This is a genomic window from Arthrobacter sp. K4-10C (assembly GCF_059090085.1).
In genome coordinates this window covers 192,270-209,572 of sequence record NZ_JBNHFI010000001.1, presented here as the reverse complement: position 1 = coordinate 209,572, position 17,303 = coordinate 192,270, and the positions used below count along the sequence as shown (strand labels likewise).

15 protein-coding genes are annotated in these 17,303 nt (G+C 66.3%); 12 read left to right on the top strand and 3 right to left on the bottom strand.

Going from position 1 to position 17,303, the window contains the following annotated elements:
* Window positions 1-23 precede the first annotated feature (23 nt).
* Window positions 24-842: a shikimate 5-dehydrogenase gene (locus AC5RUU_RS00915; protein WP_493973355.1), complete on the top strand. Its 819-nt coding sequence runs from the start codon at window positions 24-26 to the stop codon at window positions 840-842.
* A 19-nt stretch (window positions 843-861) separates the two neighbouring features.
* On the opposite strand, the gene AC5RUU_RS00910 is transcribed toward AC5RUU_RS00915, so the two are convergent.
* Window positions 862-2,106, bottom strand: coding sequence for a THUMP-like domain-containing protein (locus AC5RUU_RS00910; protein WP_493973354.1), 1,245 nt, complete (start codon window positions 2,104-2,106; stop codon window positions 862-864).
* 53 nt (window positions 2,107-2,159) lie between these two features.
* On the opposite strand from AC5RUU_RS00910, the gene AC5RUU_RS00905 reads away from it, so the two are divergent.
* The gene (locus tag AC5RUU_RS00905; RefSeq protein ID WP_493973353.1) at window positions 2,160-2,540 is read left to right on the top strand and encodes a hypothetical protein; all 381 of its coding nucleotides are present in this window, start codon (window positions 2,160-2,162) and stop codon (window positions 2,538-2,540) included.
* Here the strand turns inward: AC5RUU_RS00905 and AC5RUU_RS00900 are convergent.
* Entirely contained in the window at window positions 2,480-3,397 is a 918-nt protein-coding gene (locus AC5RUU_RS00900; RefSeq protein ID WP_493973352.1) for a DMT family transporter, read from the bottom strand. The two genes, AC5RUU_RS00905 and AC5RUU_RS00900, sit on opposite strands and share 61 nt — an antisense overlap.
* Before the next feature lie 225 nt (window positions 3,398-3,622).
* On the opposite strand from AC5RUU_RS00900, the gene groES reads away from it, so the two are divergent.
* Entirely contained in the window at window positions 3,623-3,916 is a 294-nt protein-coding gene (gene groES, locus AC5RUU_RS00895) for a co-chaperone GroES (protein WP_493973351.1), read from the top strand.
* A gap of 77 nt (window positions 3,917-3,993) precedes the next feature.
* Window positions 3,994-5,604: a chaperonin GroEL gene (groL, locus tag AC5RUU_RS00890; protein WP_493973350.1), complete on the top strand. Its 1,611-nt coding sequence runs from the start codon at window positions 3,994-3,996 to the stop codon at window positions 5,602-5,604.
* 87 nt (window positions 5,605-5,691) lie between these two features.
* On the opposite strand, the gene AC5RUU_RS00885 is transcribed toward groL, so the two are convergent.
* Window positions 5,692-6,294 carry a dihydrofolate reductase family protein gene (locus AC5RUU_RS00885; RefSeq protein ID WP_493973349.1) on the bottom strand — a complete coding sequence of 201 codons (603 nt, stop codon included), beginning with the start codon at window positions 6,292-6,294 and terminating at the stop codon, window positions 5,692-5,694.
* A 101-nt stretch (window positions 6,295-6,395) separates the two neighbouring features.
* Here AC5RUU_RS00885 and AC5RUU_RS00880 point away from each other — a divergent pair, with 101 nt between their 5' ends.
* From AC5RUU_RS00880 to AC5RUU_RS00845, 8 genes are all read left to right on the top strand, one after another.
* Complete coding sequence (locus tag AC5RUU_RS00880) at window positions 6,396-7,919, top strand: ATP-dependent DNA ligase (RefSeq protein ID WP_493973348.1); 1,524 nt, start codon at window positions 6,396-6,398, stop codon at window positions 7,917-7,919.
* A gap of 199 nt (window positions 7,920-8,118) precedes the next feature.
* The gene (locus tag AC5RUU_RS00875; protein WP_493973347.1) at window positions 8,119-9,753 is read left to right on the top strand and encodes a response regulator transcription factor; all 1,635 of its coding nucleotides are present in this window, start codon (window positions 8,119-8,121) and stop codon (window positions 9,751-9,753) included.
* Window positions 9,754-9,845: 92 nt separating this feature from the next.
* Window positions 9,846-10,193, top strand: coding sequence for a hypothetical protein (locus AC5RUU_RS00870; RefSeq protein ID WP_493973346.1), 348 nt, complete (start codon window positions 9,846-9,848; stop codon window positions 10,191-10,193).
* Window positions 10,190-11,308 carry a flavin-containing monooxygenase gene (locus AC5RUU_RS00865; RefSeq protein WP_493973345.1) on the top strand — a complete coding sequence of 373 codons (1,119 nt, stop codon included), beginning with the start codon at window positions 10,190-10,192 and terminating at the stop codon, window positions 11,306-11,308. Before AC5RUU_RS00870 ends, AC5RUU_RS00865 begins: the two co-directional genes overlap by 4 nt.
* 204 nt (window positions 11,309-11,512) lie before the next feature.
* Entirely contained in the window at window positions 11,513-13,585 is a 2,073-nt protein-coding gene (locus AC5RUU_RS00860) for an acyltransferase family protein (protein WP_493973672.1), read from the top strand.
* A gap of 227 nt (window positions 13,586-13,812) precedes the next feature.
* On the top strand, window positions 13,813-15,324 hold the full coding sequence (gene guaB, locus AC5RUU_RS00855; protein WP_493973344.1) for an IMP dehydrogenase: 1,512 nt from the start codon (window positions 13,813-13,815) through the stop codon (window positions 15,322-15,324).
* 92 nt (window positions 15,325-15,416) lie between these two features.
* Entirely contained in the window at window positions 15,417-16,772 is a 1,356-nt protein-coding gene (locus AC5RUU_RS00850) for a hypothetical protein (RefSeq protein WP_493973343.1), read from the top strand.
* A gap of 100 nt (window positions 16,773-16,872) precedes the next feature.
* Entirely contained in the window at window positions 16,873-17,280 is a 408-nt protein-coding gene (locus AC5RUU_RS00845; RefSeq protein ID WP_493973342.1) for a hypothetical protein, read from the top strand.
* Window positions 17,281-17,303 lie beyond the last annotated feature (23 nt).

Genomic DNA, 17,303 nt, shown 5'->3' with positions numbered 1-17,303 from the left:
GGGAGGGAGCGTTTAATGGTCAGGTGCCCATTCTGAATAAAGACATGACTCTCTGCATCTCGCTCTCGGCCCGTCCCAGCAACAACGGGACAAGGTTCCACAACCACCTGTACGGGCAGTTGGAGCTCAATTGGATCTACAAGGCGTTCGCCCCCACCAACCTGGAACAGGCCATCGCCGGGGTCCGCGGACTTGGCATCCGCGGCTGCGCCATCTCCATGCCCTACAAGGAGGACGTCATCGCCCTGGTTGACGAGATGGACCCCTCCGCCAAGGCCATCGATTCGGTCAACACCATCGTCAACACGCACGGCCACCTCAAGGCCTACAACACCGACTACACCGCCATCGAGCAGCTGCTCGCCGCCAACTCCGTACCCACCGGCTATTCGGTCCTGGTCCAGGGGGCGGGCGGCATGGCCAAGGCCACTGTTGCGGCGCTCCGGGACGCCGGCTTCAAGGACGTCACGGTGATCGCCCGGAACGAGGCCGCCGGACGGGCGCTCGCTGACCAGTACGGCTTCCAGTGGCGTGCAGCGCTCGACGGCGGCACGGCGGACTTGATCATTAACGTCACCCCGCTTGGAATGGCCGGCGGGGCGGAAGCGGACACCCTGGCCTTCCCGACCGAGGCCATCCAGGCTGCCGAGCTCGTCTTCGATGTGGTTGCCCTGCCCGCTGAAACCCCCCTGATCCAGGCTGCCCGCGCCGCCGGAAAGCCGGTGATCACGGGCGCGGAAGTTGCCACCATCCAGGCGCTGGAACAATTCGTGCTCTACACCGGCGTGCGGCCAAGCCCGGAGCAGGTGAGGGCTGCCGAGGAGTTCATGCGCGCGCAGTAGCGCCGATGGCAGGTGGGGCTTATCCAGTCCCGGCCGGGACGGGTTCCACCACGACGGCCACCCGGTTTTCCCCGATGCGGGTCAGGACCAGGGTGGCCGTCTTGCCGGTGCCCTTCCTGGCTGCATTCCTGCCGCCGGGCAGCAGCTGCTTCCGCAGTTCCTCCGGCGTGACCGCGGTGCCGCGTTTCTTGATGTCCAGCACCGTGATGCCTTCCTGCTTCACCCACGCCTTGAGCGCCTTGACGTTGTAGGGCATGACATCCAGCACCTTGTACGCCCGGGCGAAGGGGGTGTCCATCAGCGCGGGGGCGCAGATATACGCGATGTGCTCGTCCACCAGGTGGCCGCCGAGCTCCCGTGCGACGTCGGCCACAAGCCCCGCGCGGATGACGGCGCCGTCCGGTTCATAGAGGTAGCCCGCCACGGGGCCCACCGGCGCCGCCGCTTCGGCCCCGAAATCCTCGGCGCTTACCAATTCGGCAGCTCCGGCCGGGCCCAGCACCAGGGCTGAGCGGCGGACTCCCGGGCGGCGGACTGCGTTGAACCAGAGCGCCACTTCGGTGACGTCCCCGTTCACGGACACCCACTGTGCTTCGCAGTCTTGCGGCACGGCGTCATGCGGCATGCCGGGGCCCATCTTCACTCCCACGGCCTTTCCGGACGCCGCGAGGGACTCCGCGAAGGACAGCGGCGGCGAAAAGGCCTCGGGGTCCCAGATGCGCGTGGTGCCGGAGCTGGAGGTGACCCTCCGGGCCGGGTCCAGCCACACGCCGTCGATCCCGTCCAGCGCAACCCCGGTGGCGTCCGCGTGAACCACGGTGGCGTTCGGAAAGGGAATGAGGTTCACGGTGGCGCAGGCGGCAGTTGTTTCGTCCATTTCCACTGCTGTGACCGTGACGTCCAGGGACGCCAGGGCGAGGGAATCGGCGCCGAGTCCGCAGCCCAGGTCCGCCACGTGGCTGATCCCCGCTCCGGCGAACCGCTGCGCATGGCGGGCCGCAACGTTCAGGCGGGTGGCCTGCTCCAGCCCGGCCTGGGTGAAGAGCATCTGGCGGGCGAACTCGCCGAACTTCGCCTCCGCCCTGGTGCGGAGCCGGGACTGGGTGAGGACGGCGGACACCAGTTCGGGCGAGTGCCCGGCTTTGCGCAGGGCCGAATTCAGTTCAAGCGACGCGGCCTCCTGGTAGGAATCCAGGGACGCCAGCAGTTCCCAGCCTTCCGGGGTGAGCAGCGGTGCGATTTGGTCCTGGGCAGCGTTGGGCATGCGTTCCAGCCTAGTGGAGGAGCGTCTTGGGGGATGCCGATAGGGTTGAAACCATGGAAGACAGCGCAGGCCCCCAGCAGTCCGAAGAACAGCAGCCGATGGACCGGGGTCCCGCCAGGTACGCCCGCCCGGCGCTGATCGCGGCGTCCGTGGCGGCTGTGGTTTGCCTTGCCCTGTTGGCCATCATCTTCTTCCTGGACACCTTCAACGCCACCGTCTATTCCGTGGGCGGCAACAACATCCAGGACGACACCCAGGAGGCCCGCGACATCCGCGGACTTTACGCCGGGGCCCGGACCGGGAGCATCGTGTTCCTGGTCGCCTCCCTGCTGGCCGCCGCTGTGGCAGCCATAGTGCTGTACCGCGGCCGGAATCAGGGGACGCCGGATACCGACGGCGGAGAGGACGTTGGTCTCGAGGACCTGGGCCGCTGAGGTTTTTGACCGGCGCTGGTCAGCAGGACGCCGGATATCACCAGGATTCCCCCCGCCACCTGCGCCACGGTGACGGGCTGACCAAGCAGCACCGTGATCACGGCGGTAAAGACGGCGATCAGGTTCAGGTAGTTGCCCGCGTTTGCGGCCGTGGTCCGCTTCAGGGCCAGGTTCCACAGCAGGTAGGAGCCCAGCGACGGGAACAAGGCGATAAACGCCAGCGACCAGCCTTCGGCGGGCGTGGACGGCAGGCCCGCACCGGCTGCCGCAGCGACAGGAGCCAGGACCACGGCGGCCAGGGCCACCTGTACGGCGGTGGAGGTGATGGCGGGCAGGGACAGCCGGCGGGCGATGATGGTGTAGAAACCCCACACCGTGATGGCTGCGAGGATCAGAAGTTCACCGGTGTTGATCGAGAAGGTCAGCAGCCGCTGCAGGTCACCGCCGGTGAGGACCAGCAGGACCCCCGCAAGCCCCAACCCGATACCCAGCCAGCTCACCGGACGGGGCCGGTCCTTGAGCAGTACCACGGCCAGCACCATGATCAATGCCGGGTTGGCTGCCGTGACCAGGGAAGCGTTCAGGGCAGAGGTGTGCTGCAGCGCGCTGTACAGCAGCAGGGTGTAGCCGCTCATGCCCAGCAGGCTCAGCAGCAGCAGGACCGGCCAGCGCCGAAGTACGCCCTTCCAGTCCGGCCTGTCCACGTACTGGGCCAGGAGGAGCAGCGGAACGCCAGCCAGTGCCCAGCGCCAAAACGTCAGCTGGAGCGGGTCCATGGTCTGCATGGCCGACTGGCCCACCACGAAATTTCCGGCCCAGAAAAGGTTGGCAAGGATGAGGTACACGGCAGCTCGCACCGCTTCAATTTACACGCCGGCTCCGTCCGCCGATGACGAAACGCTGGCACTCGCCTTGACCGAGTGCTAACCCGCACATAGAGTCTTCATTAGCACTCTCCCTAGGAGGGTGCTAACACATGAAGAGCTGCCAGCCAGGCTGCTGCCGGCACCGCGACGACGGTTGCCAGCCAGGGCGGAAGCTTTCCAAGTCCACGAATTTGCTGACGAAAAGGAGAGGTCCGAGTGTCGGTCTCTATTAAGCCTCTTGAGGATCGTATTGTTGTCCGCCCGCTCGAAGCCGAGCAGACCACGGCTTCCGGCCTGGTTATCCCGGACTCCGCACAGGAGAAGCCCCAGGAAGGCGAAGTTGTTGCAGTAGGCCCCGGCCGCTTCGAAGACGGCAACCGCGTACCGGTCGACGTAGCCGTCGGCGACGTCGTCATCTACTCCAAGTACGGTGGAACCGAAGTCAAGACCGGCGGCAGCGAGTACCTCGTGCTGTCCGCCCGCGACGTCCTGGCGATCGTCGTAAAGTAACTTCCCGGATCCCCGTGCCGCTGGTCATGCCTTCTGCTGGTCAGCTGCGCGGGGTTCTGTCTTGAAAGGACAAAACCATGGCAAAGCAGCTTGCGTTTAACGACGCTGCCCGCCGGTCTCTTGAAGCCGGCATCGATAAGCTCGCCAACACTGTCAAGGTGACGCTCGGCCCCCGCGGCCGCAACGTTGTCCTCGACAAAAAGTGGGGAGCGCCCACCATCACCAACGACGGCGTCACCATTGCCCGCGAAGTTGAGCTGGATGACCCGTACGAGAACCTTGGTGCACAGCTGGCCAAGGAAGTAGCCACCAAGACCAACGATGTTGCCGGCGACGGCACCACCACGGCCACCGTCCTGGCCCAGGCACTGGTCAAGGAAGGCCTGCGCAACGTCGCTGCCGGCGCTGCCCCCGGACAGATCAAGCGTGGCATCGAGGTTTCGGTTGAGGCCGTCGCCGCCCGCCTGCTGGAGAACGCCCGCCCCGTTGAAGGCACCCAGGTTGCCAGCGTCGCGGCCATCTCGGCACAGAGCGACGAGATCGGCGAGCTCCTGGCCGAGGCGTTCGGCAAGGTGGGCAAGGATGGTGTGATCACCATCGAGGAATCTTCCACCACCCAGACCGAGCTGGTCCTGACCGAGGGCATGCAGTTTGACAAGGGCTACCTGTCCCCGTACTTCATCACCGACGCGGACCGCCAGGAAGCCGTACTTGAAGACGCCCTCATCCTGATCAACCAGGGCAAGATCTCCTCGCTGCAGGAATTCCTGCCGCTGCTGGAGAAGGCGCTGCAGGCTTCCAAGCCCCTGTTCATCATCGCCGAGGACGTGGACGGCGAGGCCCTGTCCACGCTGATCGTCAACCGCATCCGCGGCACGCTGAACGTCGTGGCCGTCAAGGCTCCCGGCTTTGGCGACCGCCGCAAGGCCATGCTGCAGGACATCGCCACCCTTACCGGTGCGCAGGTTGTCTCCCCGGAGCTGGGCCTGAGCCTGGACACCGTCGGCCTTGAGGTGCTGGGTACGGCCCGCCGCATCACGGTCACCAAGGACCACACCACCATCGTGGACGGCGCCGGCTCTGCCGAGGACGTGGCAGCACGCGTCGCGCAGCTCCGCGCCGAGCTGGCCCGCACCGACTCCGACTGGGACCGCGAAAAGCTCCAGGAACGCCTGGCCAAGCTGGCCGGCGGCATCGGCGTCATCAAGGTGGGTGCTGCTACCGAGGTTGAACTGAAGGAAAAGAAGCACCGCATCGAGGATGCTGTTTCCTCCACCCGCGCTGCCCTCGAAGAAGGCATTGTGGCCGGTGGCGGCTCCGCATTGATCCACGCCCTCAAGGCACTGGATGAGGACCCCGCGGTCAAGGCACTGGAAGGCGACGCCGCCGCTGCTGTGGGCATCGTCCGCCGCGCGCTGGTGCAGCCGCTGCGCTGGATCGCCCAGAACGCCGGTTTCGATGGCTACGTCATCACCGCCAAGGTCGCCGAGCTCGAAACCAACAACGGCTTCAACGCCAAGTCGGGCGAGTACGAGGACCTGATCGCCGCCGGTGTCATCGACCCCGTCAAGGTCACCCGTGCAGCCCTGCGCAACGCAGCCTCCATCGCTGCCCTGGTTCTCACTACCGAGACCCTGGTTGTGGAGAAGGCCGCTGAGGAAGACGAGCACGCAGGCCACAGCCACTGAGCTGACGTCTGCTTGCAAGACTGCACACAAGAAACCGGTCCAGCATCCGCTGGGCCGGTTTTTTGATGGACGCGACCACCCTTCCCATCACGTTCCCGGCATGTCCTGCGTTTCGACTCCGCCCGCACGCTCGTAGACCAGCGACACCGCACCCTTCGGGAAGGAGCGCGCCGGCTCGGCGAGGCGGAAGGAAGCCGGAATCGTCCCGGTGTCAAAGAGGCGCTTGCCCTGCCCCAAGGTGAGCGGATAGAGCCAGATGCGGAGGCGGTCGAGCACATCTGCCTCCAGCAGTGAACGGATGAGGACGCCGCTGCCGAACATGTGCACCTGGTGGAACTCCTCGCGGAGCCTGCCTGCGGCGGCGGCGTCCGGCAGGACCGTGGTGCCTGCCCAGTCCGGATCGGTCAGGGATCCGGAGACGACGAACTTGGGCACGCGGTTGAGCGTGCCGCCGATGTCACCTGACTGGTGCGGCCAGTAGGCAGCGAATATGTCGTAGGTCTTGCGGCCAAGAAGGAGGGCATCGATGCGCTCGATCTCGGCTTCGATGGCTGCCTCGGACTCGTCATCGGAGACCGGCGCCTGCCAGCCGCCGTAAGCAAAGCCGTTCTCAGTGTCTTCATCACTGCCGCCGGGCGCCTGGTACACGCCGTCGAGGGTCATAAACAGGTTCGCGACGATGATACCCACCCGCCCATTCTGGGGCAGGGTCCGGGCGCTGTCCAGAGCCAGGCGGGGCCTCCGGCGGGCGGGGCCCGAACGTGCCGCGGCCCCCGTGGCAGACTGGTGCCATGCTGCTCGAAGAGCTCGTGAAAACCAGTGATGCTGTGGCGTCCACCCGCTCCCGGCTTGCCAAGGTCGAGGCACTCGCAGACCTGCTGCACCGGCTCGAACCCGCGGACATTGTGACCGCCGTCGGCTTGCTGATCGCCCGGCCGCGGCAGGGCCGCGTGGGGATCGGCTGGCGCGGAATGTCGGGAGCCAGGGGAGAGCCGGCCGTGGAGGCACGTCTAACCATCGCTGATGTCGACGCCGCCCTGGAGCGTCTGCTCGGCACCGCGGGTGCCGGGTCTGCGGCGGAGCGCGCCGCGACCGTGCGGATGCTCATGTCCGCTGCCACCGAACGTGAGCAGGCATTCATCGCCGGCGTGCTGCTCGGCGAACTGCGTACCGGTGCGCTTGAGGGCATTCTCACGGATGCCGTGGCCCGTGCCGCCGGCCGGCCCGTCGAATCCGTGCGCCGCGCGGCAATGCTCTCCGGCGACCTCGGCGAAACCGCCCTGCTGGCGATGACGGGAACTGCGGCCCAGCTTGACGCCGTCGGCCTCGTCGTCGGACGCCCCGTGCAGCCCATGCTGGCCGCAACCGCTTCCAGCGCGGCAGCCGCGCTGGAGACCACGGGGGAAGCCTCCGTGGAATACAAGCTCGACGGCGCCCGCATCCAGGTGCACCGCTCGGGCGACGAGGTGCGCATCTACACCCGTACCCTGGCGGAGGTGACGCACCGGCTGCCCGAGGTGGTGGAGGTGGTGCGCGGCCTGCCCGTCCGCGATGTAATCCTCGACGGCGAGACCCTCGCCCTGGGTGAGGACGGCGCCCCGCGGCCGTTCCAGGAGACCATGTCGCGGTTCGGGGCGGATGCGGTGCGCTCCACGCTGCTGCATCCGTGGTTCTTCGACGTGCTGCACATCGACGGGCGTGACTTGCTTGACGAGCCGCTGGCGACGCGCATCGGGGTGCTTGAGCGTATCGCTCCGGACTACCGGATCCCGGGAGAGATCACGGCGGACGCCGCCGTTGCCGAGAAAATCTCGCACGAGGCGCTCGCGGCCGGGCACGAAGGTGTGGTGGTGAAGGCTGTCAATTCCGCCTACGCGGCCGGCCGCCGCGGGTCCAACTGGATCAAGGTGAAACCGGTGCTGACCTATGACCTGGTGGTGCTCGCCTGTGAGTGGGGCTCGGGGCGGCGAACCGGGATGTTGTCGAACCTGCACCTCGGAGCCCTCGATCCGGCTGGCGAGTTCGGCGAACCCGGCAGCTACGTGATGGTCGGCAAGACCTTCAAGGGCCTTACGGATGAGCTGCTGCGCTGGCAGACGGAGCGGTTCCAGGAGATCGAGGTGCGGCGCACGGCGAACACCGTCTGGGTGGAACCGGTGACGGTGGTGGAGATTGCGATCGACGGCGTGCAGCAGTCCCCACGCTACCCGGGCGGAATCGCGCTCCGGTTCGCACGCGTCAAGCGCTACCGGGACGACAAGACGCCGGCCGGGGCCGACACCATCCAGGCGCTGCGCGCCCTGCTCCGTTCGTAGCTGCATGCCGCGGCGCTCCCGGCCGGGTGGTTTTCGCACGGGATTGGAGCCACGGAGATTCACTCGGACGGCATGCTTTCGAGGCCCCTGCACCTGCTTGTGCAGGGGTTGTGGTGGGCGTACCGTGACGACTAAGTACCCCGAATCAACGTACGACGGAGACGGGGGACCGGGCGGGTGGTATCCGGGAGGAGGCCAGGTGTCGGCGGAGACGGGCATCGACAGGGGCCGGTCAGCGTTCCAGGAGCACCGCTGGACCGAGGCCTTCCAAAACCTCCGTGATGCCGACCAAAAGGGCGGACTGCCAGCGGCTGACCTCGAACGGCTGGCAACGGCGGAAATCCTGACGGGCAGCACAAGTGCGGGCATGGACACCCTCACCCGGGCCCACGAGGAATACCTGATCGTTGGCGATGTAGTTGGTGCTGCCCGCTGTGCCGCGTGGATGGTGATGCACCTGACGAATTCGGGAGAGGCGGCGCGCGCCGGGGGTTGGCTGGCCCGTGGCCAGAGGCTGGTTGATGAACTCGCCGAACCCGACGCGGTGCAAGGCTTCATGATCGTGCCGGTTGCACTGGGCAAGCTGTATGGCGGGGATCCGGAAGCCGCCCTTGAGCTGTTTTCCCAGGCTGCGGACTTTGGCCGTCGGTTTCAGAACAAGGACCTGTCCGCGCTCGCCTTGCTTGGAACAGGGCAGGCAACGCTGGCACTTGGCCGTGCCGAGGAGGGCCTTGGGATGTTCGACGAGGTCATGGTGGCCGTGACTGCGGGTGAACTGTCGGCGGTTCCGTCGGGAATTATTTACTGCGCGGTCATAGGCAACTGCCAGTTGGCCTTTGATCTGGAACGGGCCCTTGAATGGACGGCGGAGCTGGACCGCTGGTGCCGTGCCCGCCCGGACACTGTGGCGTTCAGCGGCCAGTGCCAAGCACACCGCGCCGAACTCTTCCGGTTGCATGGGGCGTGGGCCGAAGCTTTGGAGGCGGCCGCCGTCGCCCAGGAGCGCTCCACCAAGGGGGATCCCTGGGCGCTTTACGGCGGCTACTACCAGCAGGCGGAAGTGCAGAGGCTAAGCGGCGACCTGGACGCAGCCGAAGCTTCATACAGCCATGCGGCCCGCAGCGGTTACGAACCCCAGCCGGGCCTGGCACTCCTGCAGTTGGCGCGCGGGGACGCAAAGCGTGCGCAGGCCATGATCCGCCGGGCGGCCGGGGTGTCCGACGCGGCTGCCCGCCGGCACTTGCTGCCGGCGCTGGTGCAGATAGAACTGGCAGTGCCGGACCTGCCGGCGGCCCGGAAGGGTGCCCAGGAGCTGATTGACTTTGCCCGCGAATGCCCCCGACGGATGATTCGCGCCGTAGCGGGGCAGGCCGACGGCGCCGTCCGGCTCGATGAGGGGGATCCCACCGGCGCCTCGCAAGCGCTGCGGCAGGCCTGGCACCTGTGGGTTGAACTCGGTGTCCCCTTCGAGGCTGCCTGCTGCCGCGTCCTGATCGGGAGGGTGTGCCGCGAGCTCGGCGACGAAACGTCGGCCCTGATGGAATTCGAGGCGGCGCATGCGGAGTTCCTGGACCTGCGGGCCGCACCCGCCGCTGCCTGGGCGGCCTCGCTCATGCGTGAGGCGGACGGCGGTGCTGCCGCCCCACTCACCACGCGGGAAACGGAAGTCCTCCGGCTGGTCTCTGCCGGCCACAGCAACCGGAAAATTGCCGCTGACCTGTACCTCAGTGAGAAGACTGTGGCCCGCCACGTCAGCAACATCTTCCTGAAGCTGGGCCTCCCCTCCAGGTCCGCGGCCACCAAATATGCCTTCGAGCACGGACTGGCAGGCTGATCCGGCTACACAAAATTACCCATCCAGGCGGCCGGCACAGTTACACGTTTTGGCCGACGCGCGCCCGGGGGACCGGACCATAGCCTCAAAGCATGAACCTTCCAGTCCTTGCCGGCACACTTTCGACAGTGCTGTTTGCCTTGGGAATGCTGCCCATGCTGGTGAAAGCCGCCCGTACGCGGGACCTCGCCTCCTACAGCCTGGGCAACCTCGTCCTGAGCAACGTGGCGAACGCCGTCCATTCCGTCTACGTCTTCAACCTCCCGGCCGGTCCCATCTGGGCCCTCCACGTCGCCTACATCCTGGCATCCGCGCTGATGCTCGCCTGGTGGCTGCGGTATCGGGAGGCCGGGCACAGCGGAACAGGCGTGAAGGCAGCCGAACGGGTTGATGGTTCAGCCGCAGGTATTGCCACACACCACCAAGGAGCACAGTCATGAACACCAACCAGACCGGCACGCTGGACACCATGATCATCGGGGGCGGGCAGTCCGGCCTCGCCATGGGCCACTATTTGAAGGAACAGAACCGGAACTTCCTTATCCTGGACGCCAATCCGCGCACCGGCGACGCCTGGCGCCAGCGCTGGGATTCGCTCCGGGTGTTCACCCCCGCCAAATACGATGGCCTGCCGGGGGCTCCCTTCCCGGCAGACCCCTTGTCGTTCCCCACAAAGGACGACGTGGCCGGATACCTGGAAGGCTATGGGGACCGGTTCGGTCTGCCGGTGATCCACAGCGTCCGCGTGGACCGGCTGTGGCGGGAAGACGGCCGCTTCATTGCTGCCTCCAATGGGCAGCGCTGGGAGGCCCGCAACGTCGTCGTGGCTACCGGCTGCAGCCAGGCACCCAAAGTGCCCGGCTTTGCCGCGGAGCTGGATCCTTCAATTGTCCAGCTGCATTCCAGCCGATACCGGAACCCGGGCCAGCTGCAGGACGGCCCTGTCCTGGTGGTGGGGCTGGGGAATTCGGGGGCTGAGATTGGCCTGGAGGTAAGCCGCACGCATCCCACGTCTGTTGCCGGTAAGCCCGGCGGCGAGATTCCCGTGAAGCACGGACCGACGGCGGCACGCTACTTCCTTCCGATTGTGCGGTTCCTGGGACTCCACGTCCTGACCCTCAACACACCGCTGGGCCGTAAAGTAGCACCCGCATTCAAGGAGCACGCCGCACCCCTCATCCGGACGAAGTCCAAGGACCTCGCCGCCGCCGGCGTGCAGCTGGTGCCGCGGGTGGCCGGAGTGGAGAACGGGATGCCGGTCCTGTCGGACGGCACCCGGGTAGAAGTCTCCAACGTGATCTGGTGCACGGGCTTCAGGGATGACTTCAGCTGGATCGATCCGGCCATGCTCGACGGCGGCAGGTTGCCCCGGCAGGAGCGCGGGGTGGCGCTTGACTCGCCCGGGTTGTTCTTCCTGGGCCAGGAATTCCAGTTTGCAGCTGCTTCCGCCACCCTTCCCGGCTGCGCCCGGGATGCCCGGTACCTGTCAACAAAGATCCCGCTGTCCCCGGCCGCAGCGCCAGAAGCTGCACACCGTGGAGTAGCGGGACGATGACGGGAAACGCAGGCCCGCTGGTAACCTGCCATTGCCGCCCGGCCAGCTGACGGATTCCGTCGCCTGCCTTCCCGCCACACGCGCCATACCTGGGACGGCAGCCAAAGCGGGGCCGGTTCCAGGGAGCCGTCGATTGGCCGTGGACAGCGGAGACCCGTAGGCTTGATGTTTTTGCTTGCCGGTTTCAAGGGGTCATTTGTGTCGATTGCGGGAACAGAGGCCATAACGCGCCGTGCTGAAGAAGCCCAACTGAGGCGGCGGAAGCCAACCTTCCGTCCCGAGGTCCAGGGGCTCCGGGCGCTGGCCGTCCTGATGGTGGTGGCCTACCACGTGTGGCTTGGCCGGGTATCCGGGGGCGTGGATATTTTCCTGCTCATCTCCGCCTTCCTGCTGACGCTGTCCTTCGTCCGGAAGGCCGAATCGGGACGGCCCTTCGGACTGCTGGCGCACTGGCTGCACCTGTTCAAGCGGTTGCTGCCTGCCGCCGTCGTGGTCATCCTCGGTGTCCTGGCAGGCACCTGGCTGATCCTGCCGCAAGGCCGGTGGCCCCAGGTGCTCGACCAGGCGTGGGCGTCGCTGCTCTACAGCCAGAACTGGCTGCTCGCTGACACCGCGGTGGACTACTACGCCCAGGACCACGCGGGCGCCAGCCCGCTCCAGCATTTCTGGTCGCTGTCCATCCAGGGCCAGGTCTTCATCCTGTGGCCGCTCGCCTTCGCCGGGAGCGCCGCACTGCTGACCGTGCTGCGCCGTATCCCTGCACTTACCGGGCTGACCTACCGGGGATTGCTCGCGCTGGCCTTCGGTGCGGTGTTCGCGGTGTCGCTGGCGTTCTCCGTGGAGCAGACCGCCACCAATCAGGCGTACGCCTACTTCGACACGAGGGCACGGCTCTGGGAGTTCGCCCTCGGCTCCCTGCTGGCCCTTGCCCTGCCCTACCTCAAGCCGGGCCGGGCACTCCGCGTGGTGCTCGGATGGGCAGGCCTTGCGGGCATGGTTTCCTGCGGCCTGCTGCTGACCGTGGACCGGTCGTTCCCCGGCTTCGTCGCTCTCTGGCCCACCCTTTCAGCGGCTGCCATCATCATCGCCGGGCGGACCGGAAGCCGGTTCGGCGTGGACCGTTTCCTGGGCAGCAGGCCTGCCGTGACACTGGGCGACAACTCCTACGCCCTGTACCTCTGGCACTGGCCTGTCCTGGTCCTGGCGCTCGCTGCCACAGGCGTGGAAGCACCCAACCTTGTCCAAGGCCTGGCGATTGTGGGCGCCTCGACTGTGCTCGCCGTCCTCACTACGCGTTTCGTGGAGAAACCGTTGCGGGACTGGCACTGGCCCAAACTGCGCGCCTGGCGGACCGCCGTCGTCATTGTTGCCTGTGGTGCCGTGCTGGCCGGGCCCGTGGCCATCTGGCAGACCACGCTCACTGCCGAAGAAGCAGCGACGGCGGCCCAGCCGCGGGAGCTTACGCCTGGTGCCGCGGCGCTCAGCCCGGAGAATGCCGGCGTGCCGGCACCGGAGGCCAAGATCATTCCCGGACCGTCCGCGCTGGATCACGACTGGGCCGGCATCCACGCGCCCTGCACCGGAGCGAACGCCACGGCTGACCCCATCCTCGAAGGGTGCCGCCAGGACGTGCGCGCTGAAGGCGCCACCAAGCGGATTGTGGTTCTGGGCGACTCGCACTCCCAGCAGTACCTGGGCGCGCTGGCTCCCATCGCCGAAGCCAGGGGCTGGGAGCTGGTCACCCTGCTGATGCCTGCCTGCCGGTTCGGCGCCGAGTCGGACACCAGGAACGCGGAATGCAACGCGTACAACCGGGCCAGCGCCGCCTACGTCATGGAGCACCGGCCGGATGCCGTCTTCACCGTGGCGTCCCTGACGCACGAGGAGGCCCCCTTCGAAACCGGGGTACCGGGTTATCTGGAGGGTGTGCGTCCGTTCACCGAGGCCGGCATCGAAGTGGTGGGCATCCGGGACAACCCGCGCTTCACGTTCAACATGCCGGAGTGCGTCCAACGGAACGGTGCCGACGCTCCGGAGTGCAACCCTTCCGTGAGCGAATCGCTCGTGGAGCCCTCACCCTTGGAGGGCTACCGCGGCAAGCTGGACGGGCTGCACCTGATGGACATGAGCGACTTCATCTGCTCGCGCGGCGTCTGCCCCGCCGTGGTGGGCAACGTCTATGTCTACAAGGACGACAACCACCTGACCCGGACCTATGTGGAGAGCATGATTCCCATGTTCGAACAGCGGCTGCTGGCTGCCACCGGCTGGAGCTGATGCCCGGCGGTGACTGGAGCGGGTGGTTGGGCCCGTGCGGTTGCTCACATTGCACGCATGGAATAGGGGGATCGGCGCAGAGGTTCTAATATTTACTCAACACTTTCTGCCCCCGGAACGCCGTGATGCGGCGGTCCCGATCACCTGCACAGGCCAGACCCGTAATGACGGGCTGGTCATCGGCTGCAACCCCTACCCGCCCAGCAACCAAGGTAAGAGGCGCACTCATGACCGAGCCCGAACACAATCCCTTTGGCTTCATCGGCCTGACCTACGACGACGTCCTTCTCCTGCCGGGGCACACGGACGTCATCCCGTCCGACGCCGACACCTCGTCGCGGATCTCCAAGCGCATCACCGTACAAACACCGCTGCTGTCCGCGGCGATGGACACCGTCACGGAATCCCGGATGGCAATCGCCATGGCACGCCAGGGCGGCCTGGGCGTAGTGCACCGCAACCTGTCCATCGCTGACCAGGCCGACCAGGTGGACCGCGTCAAGCGCAGCGAGTCCGGCATGATCACCAACCCGCTGACCATCCGTCCCGAAGCGACCCTGCTTGAACTGGACAACCTGTGCGCCCAGTACCGGGTGTCCGGCCTGCCCGTGGTGGACGAGGGAAACCGCCTCCTGGGCATCGTCACCAACCGCGACACGCGCTTCGTGCCCGAGTCCGACTACCCGCTGCGGCTGGTCAGTGACGTCATGACCAAGATGCCGCTGGTCACCGGGCACGTGGGCATCAGCCGCGAAGAGGCCTCGCACAAGCTGGCCACCAACAAGATCGAGAAGCTTCCCCTGGTGGACGAACAGGGCCGCCTCAAGGGCCTGATCACCACCAAGGACTTCACCAAGGCGGAGCAGTACCCGCTGGCCACCAAGGACGACGAAGGCCGCCTCCGCGTGGGTGCTGCCATCGGCTTCTTCGGGGACGGCTGGGAGCGGGCCATGGCACTGGTGGATGCCGGCGTCGACGCCCTGTTCGTGGACACCGCCAACGGGCACTCGCAGGGTGTGCTGGACATGATCCGCCGGCTCAAGTCGGATCCGGTGGCCGCGCACGTGGACATCATCGGCGGCCAGGCAGCCACGCGCGAAGGCGCTCAGGCGCTGATCGACGCCGGCGCCGACGGCATCAAGGTTGGCGTTGGCCCGGGTTCCATCTGCACCACCCGCGTGGTTGCCGGCGTGGGCGTCCCGCAGATCACCGCCATCTACGAATCCGCGAAGGCTGCCATCCCTGCCGGCGTGCCGCTCATCGCCGACGGCGGGCTGCAGTACTCCGGGGATATCGGCAAGGCGCTGGTCGCTGGTGCAGACACGGTGATGCTGGGTTCACTCCTGGCCGGCTGCGACGAGTCCCCGGGCGAGCTGATCTTCGTCAACGGCAAGCAGTTCAAGTCCTACCGCGGCATGGGCTCCCTCGGCGCCATGCAGTCCCGCGGGAAGAACACGTCCTACTCTAAGGACCGCTACTTCCAGGCGGATGTCTCAGGTGACGACAAGCTGATCCCCGAGGGCATCGAAGGCCGGGTGGCCTACCGCGGCCCGCTGGCGTCCGTGGCCTACCAGCTGGTCGGGGGCCTGCGGCAGACGATGTTCTACACCGGAGCGCCCACCATCCCCGAGCTCAAGGCCCGGGGCAAGTTCGTCCGGATCACCCCGGCCGGGCTCAAGGAATCCCACCCGCACGACATCCAGATGACCGTCGAGGCGCCAAACTACGGATCCCGCTGACCATTTAGGAGGGATGGGCACTACTGCCCATCCCTTCTTTTTGCGCCGTAAAGTACATTCGGTGGATATACATCCGGCTATTGGGGGACGGTTTGAGCGGCGGTTTCTACGGTGCCGATGTTGCGCAGCTGAGGCAGCTTGCAACCACCATGCGTACGGCGGGCCGGAAGCTCGATGCACAGCGGCTGGCTTTGAGCGGCGGAGTGGCCGGCACGCCCTGGCCGGGTCCGGATGCGGAGGTGTTCCGCCAGGAATGGAAGACCGTCCACAGCCGGTCGCTCGGAGCAGCCGCCACACTCCTGCAGCAGGCTGCGGACGATCTGCTGCGGCAGGCCGATGAACAGCAGTCAGCGAGTGCGGCAGGCGGCGCTTCAGCGATGCCGTCGCTGCCCGGCGGCGGCCGGTCCCCGGAGCCCCGTCCCGAGGACCTTCACGGCAAATCCCCCGCAGAGGTAAGGACATGGTGGTGGGGGCTGACCAGTGACCAGCAGCAGGCGTTCATCCGCAACCACCCCGGCCCGGCGGGAAACACCAATGGGATCCCGTTCGATGCTCGCATTGAGGCCAACCGGCTTAACGCCCAGTTCCGGATTGACTGGCTGAAGAACAACGATCCTGAGCCAAGGCTGAATCCCTGGGTCCTGGACTCAAGCTATCCTGCGCGCTTTGCTGCCGAACATGATGCATGGCAAAAACGGCAGGACGGACTCAAATACCTTCAAAAGGTCGTCGAAGGAAAACTCCGGCTCGCAGCTTATGACCCTGCAGCGCAGTCCATCGTGGAGATGCTCGGCACCTACGACCAGAAGACGACGTCCGTCATCACCTACGTACCCGGTACCACCACCAACGAGGCATCGTTCTACGCCGGCGGTCCCCAAGAGATGGCCGGGCGCCTTGTGGCGTCGGACGAAACAGGTGGAACCGCGGCGTTTGTGTACAAGGGGTCGGAGTTTCCCGACGGTGACCCTGTCGAGGCATTCCTGGTCGAAGCCAAGAGCGATGAATTCGTAGCCGGTTCAGCACCTGTCCTTAAGGCCTTCCAGGACGCCGTGGACCTTGAGCGGCCGGACGGTGCCCAATCGGTGGGTATGGGCCATAGCTGGGGGGTCCGGAACCTCACCGGGGCGGAGCTTGAGGGAGCCCACTTCGATAAGCTCATTGCCCTGTCGGGCGCTGCGATGCCTCCCGGCTGGGTGCCCGATCCCCGCACTGCCTATTCCAGCTACACCTACCCGGACATCCTGCTGACCGCCGAAGCGAGTGGGGTCGTGGGGGAGAACTACCCAATGAAGGAGCCGGCATTTGAGAAACATGTTTACGAGCCGCCAGGAGGCTTCGCCTGGACAGAGTCCTACAGCATCAACAATCACAGCCTCATCGCCACCACGGACCCCAGGAATGAGAAGCCCCTCGAAGACATCCGCGAGGAAATCCTTGGGCGGTAAGGTGGCCGGGCGGCGATGGCGGACAGCCTGGAGGGCGGCCGGGGCAATAGCCTTGACTGTGGTAGTGGCCTCGTGCGGGCAGATCGGAAACGGAAAAGACATGGACCTCAGCCTCGAATCAGCCAAATCCAGCGTCATGTCGGTAGAGCAGGAAATCGTGGCGCTGCTACCCGCCGATGCCGTGCTGTCCACGTTCGCCCATGACAGGTCAAGCCTCATGAGTTGCGAAGGAAACCGGAAAAAATGGGTCGGTGATGCCGTGGCGGACCTGATGCCGGGCGTGGACCGCGACGCCTTCCTCGATAAAGTGGCAGCCGAAATCGGCAGCCGCGAAGGGTGGAAAGTGTCAGAGGACAAAACCCTGGACGGGGACCGGTCGCTCGGGCTTCTGCACGAGGACGGCACCCATCTCATCGTTGCTTTCCAGGAGGCCCCGGAATCGCTCCGGATCGCCGGCTACAGTGGCTGCTTTGACTTCCCGGAGTACGAATATGGGGAGCAATACTAACTCCGCTGCCAGCGGTCACCGGT

What these genes read in the sequence shown, in the direction of transcription:
- AC5RUU_RS00910 (WP_493973354.1), bottom strand. Translation starts at nt 2,106, where the DNA reads ATGCCCAACGCTGCCCAGGACCAAATCGCACCGCTGCTCACCCCGGAA.
- AC5RUU_RS00905 (WP_493973353.1), top strand. Translation starts at nt 2,160, where the DNA reads ATGGAAGACAGCGCAGGCCCCCAGCAGTCCGAAGAACAGCAGCCGATG.
- groL (WP_493973350.1), top strand. Translation starts at nt 3,994, where the DNA reads ATGGCAAAGCAGCTTGCGTTTAACGACGCTGCCCGCCGGTCTCTTGAA.
- AC5RUU_RS00880 (WP_493973348.1), top strand. Translation starts at nt 6,396, where the DNA reads ATGCTGCTCGAAGAGCTCGTGAAAACCAGTGATGCTGTGGCGTCCACC.
- AC5RUU_RS00870 (WP_493973346.1), top strand. Translation starts at nt 9,846, where the DNA reads ATGAACCTTCCAGTCCTTGCCGGCACACTTTCGACAGTGCTGTTTGCC.
- AC5RUU_RS00865 (WP_493973345.1), top strand. Translation starts at nt 10,190, where the DNA reads ATGAACACCAACCAGACCGGCACGCTGGACACCATGATCATCGGGGGC.
- guaB (WP_493973344.1), top strand. Translation starts at nt 13,813, where the DNA reads ATGACCGAGCCCGAACACAATCCCTTTGGCTTCATCGGCCTGACCTAC.
- AC5RUU_RS00845 (WP_493973342.1), top strand. Translation starts at nt 16,873, where the DNA reads ATGGACCTCAGCCTCGAATCAGCCAAATCCAGCGTCATGTCGGTAGAG.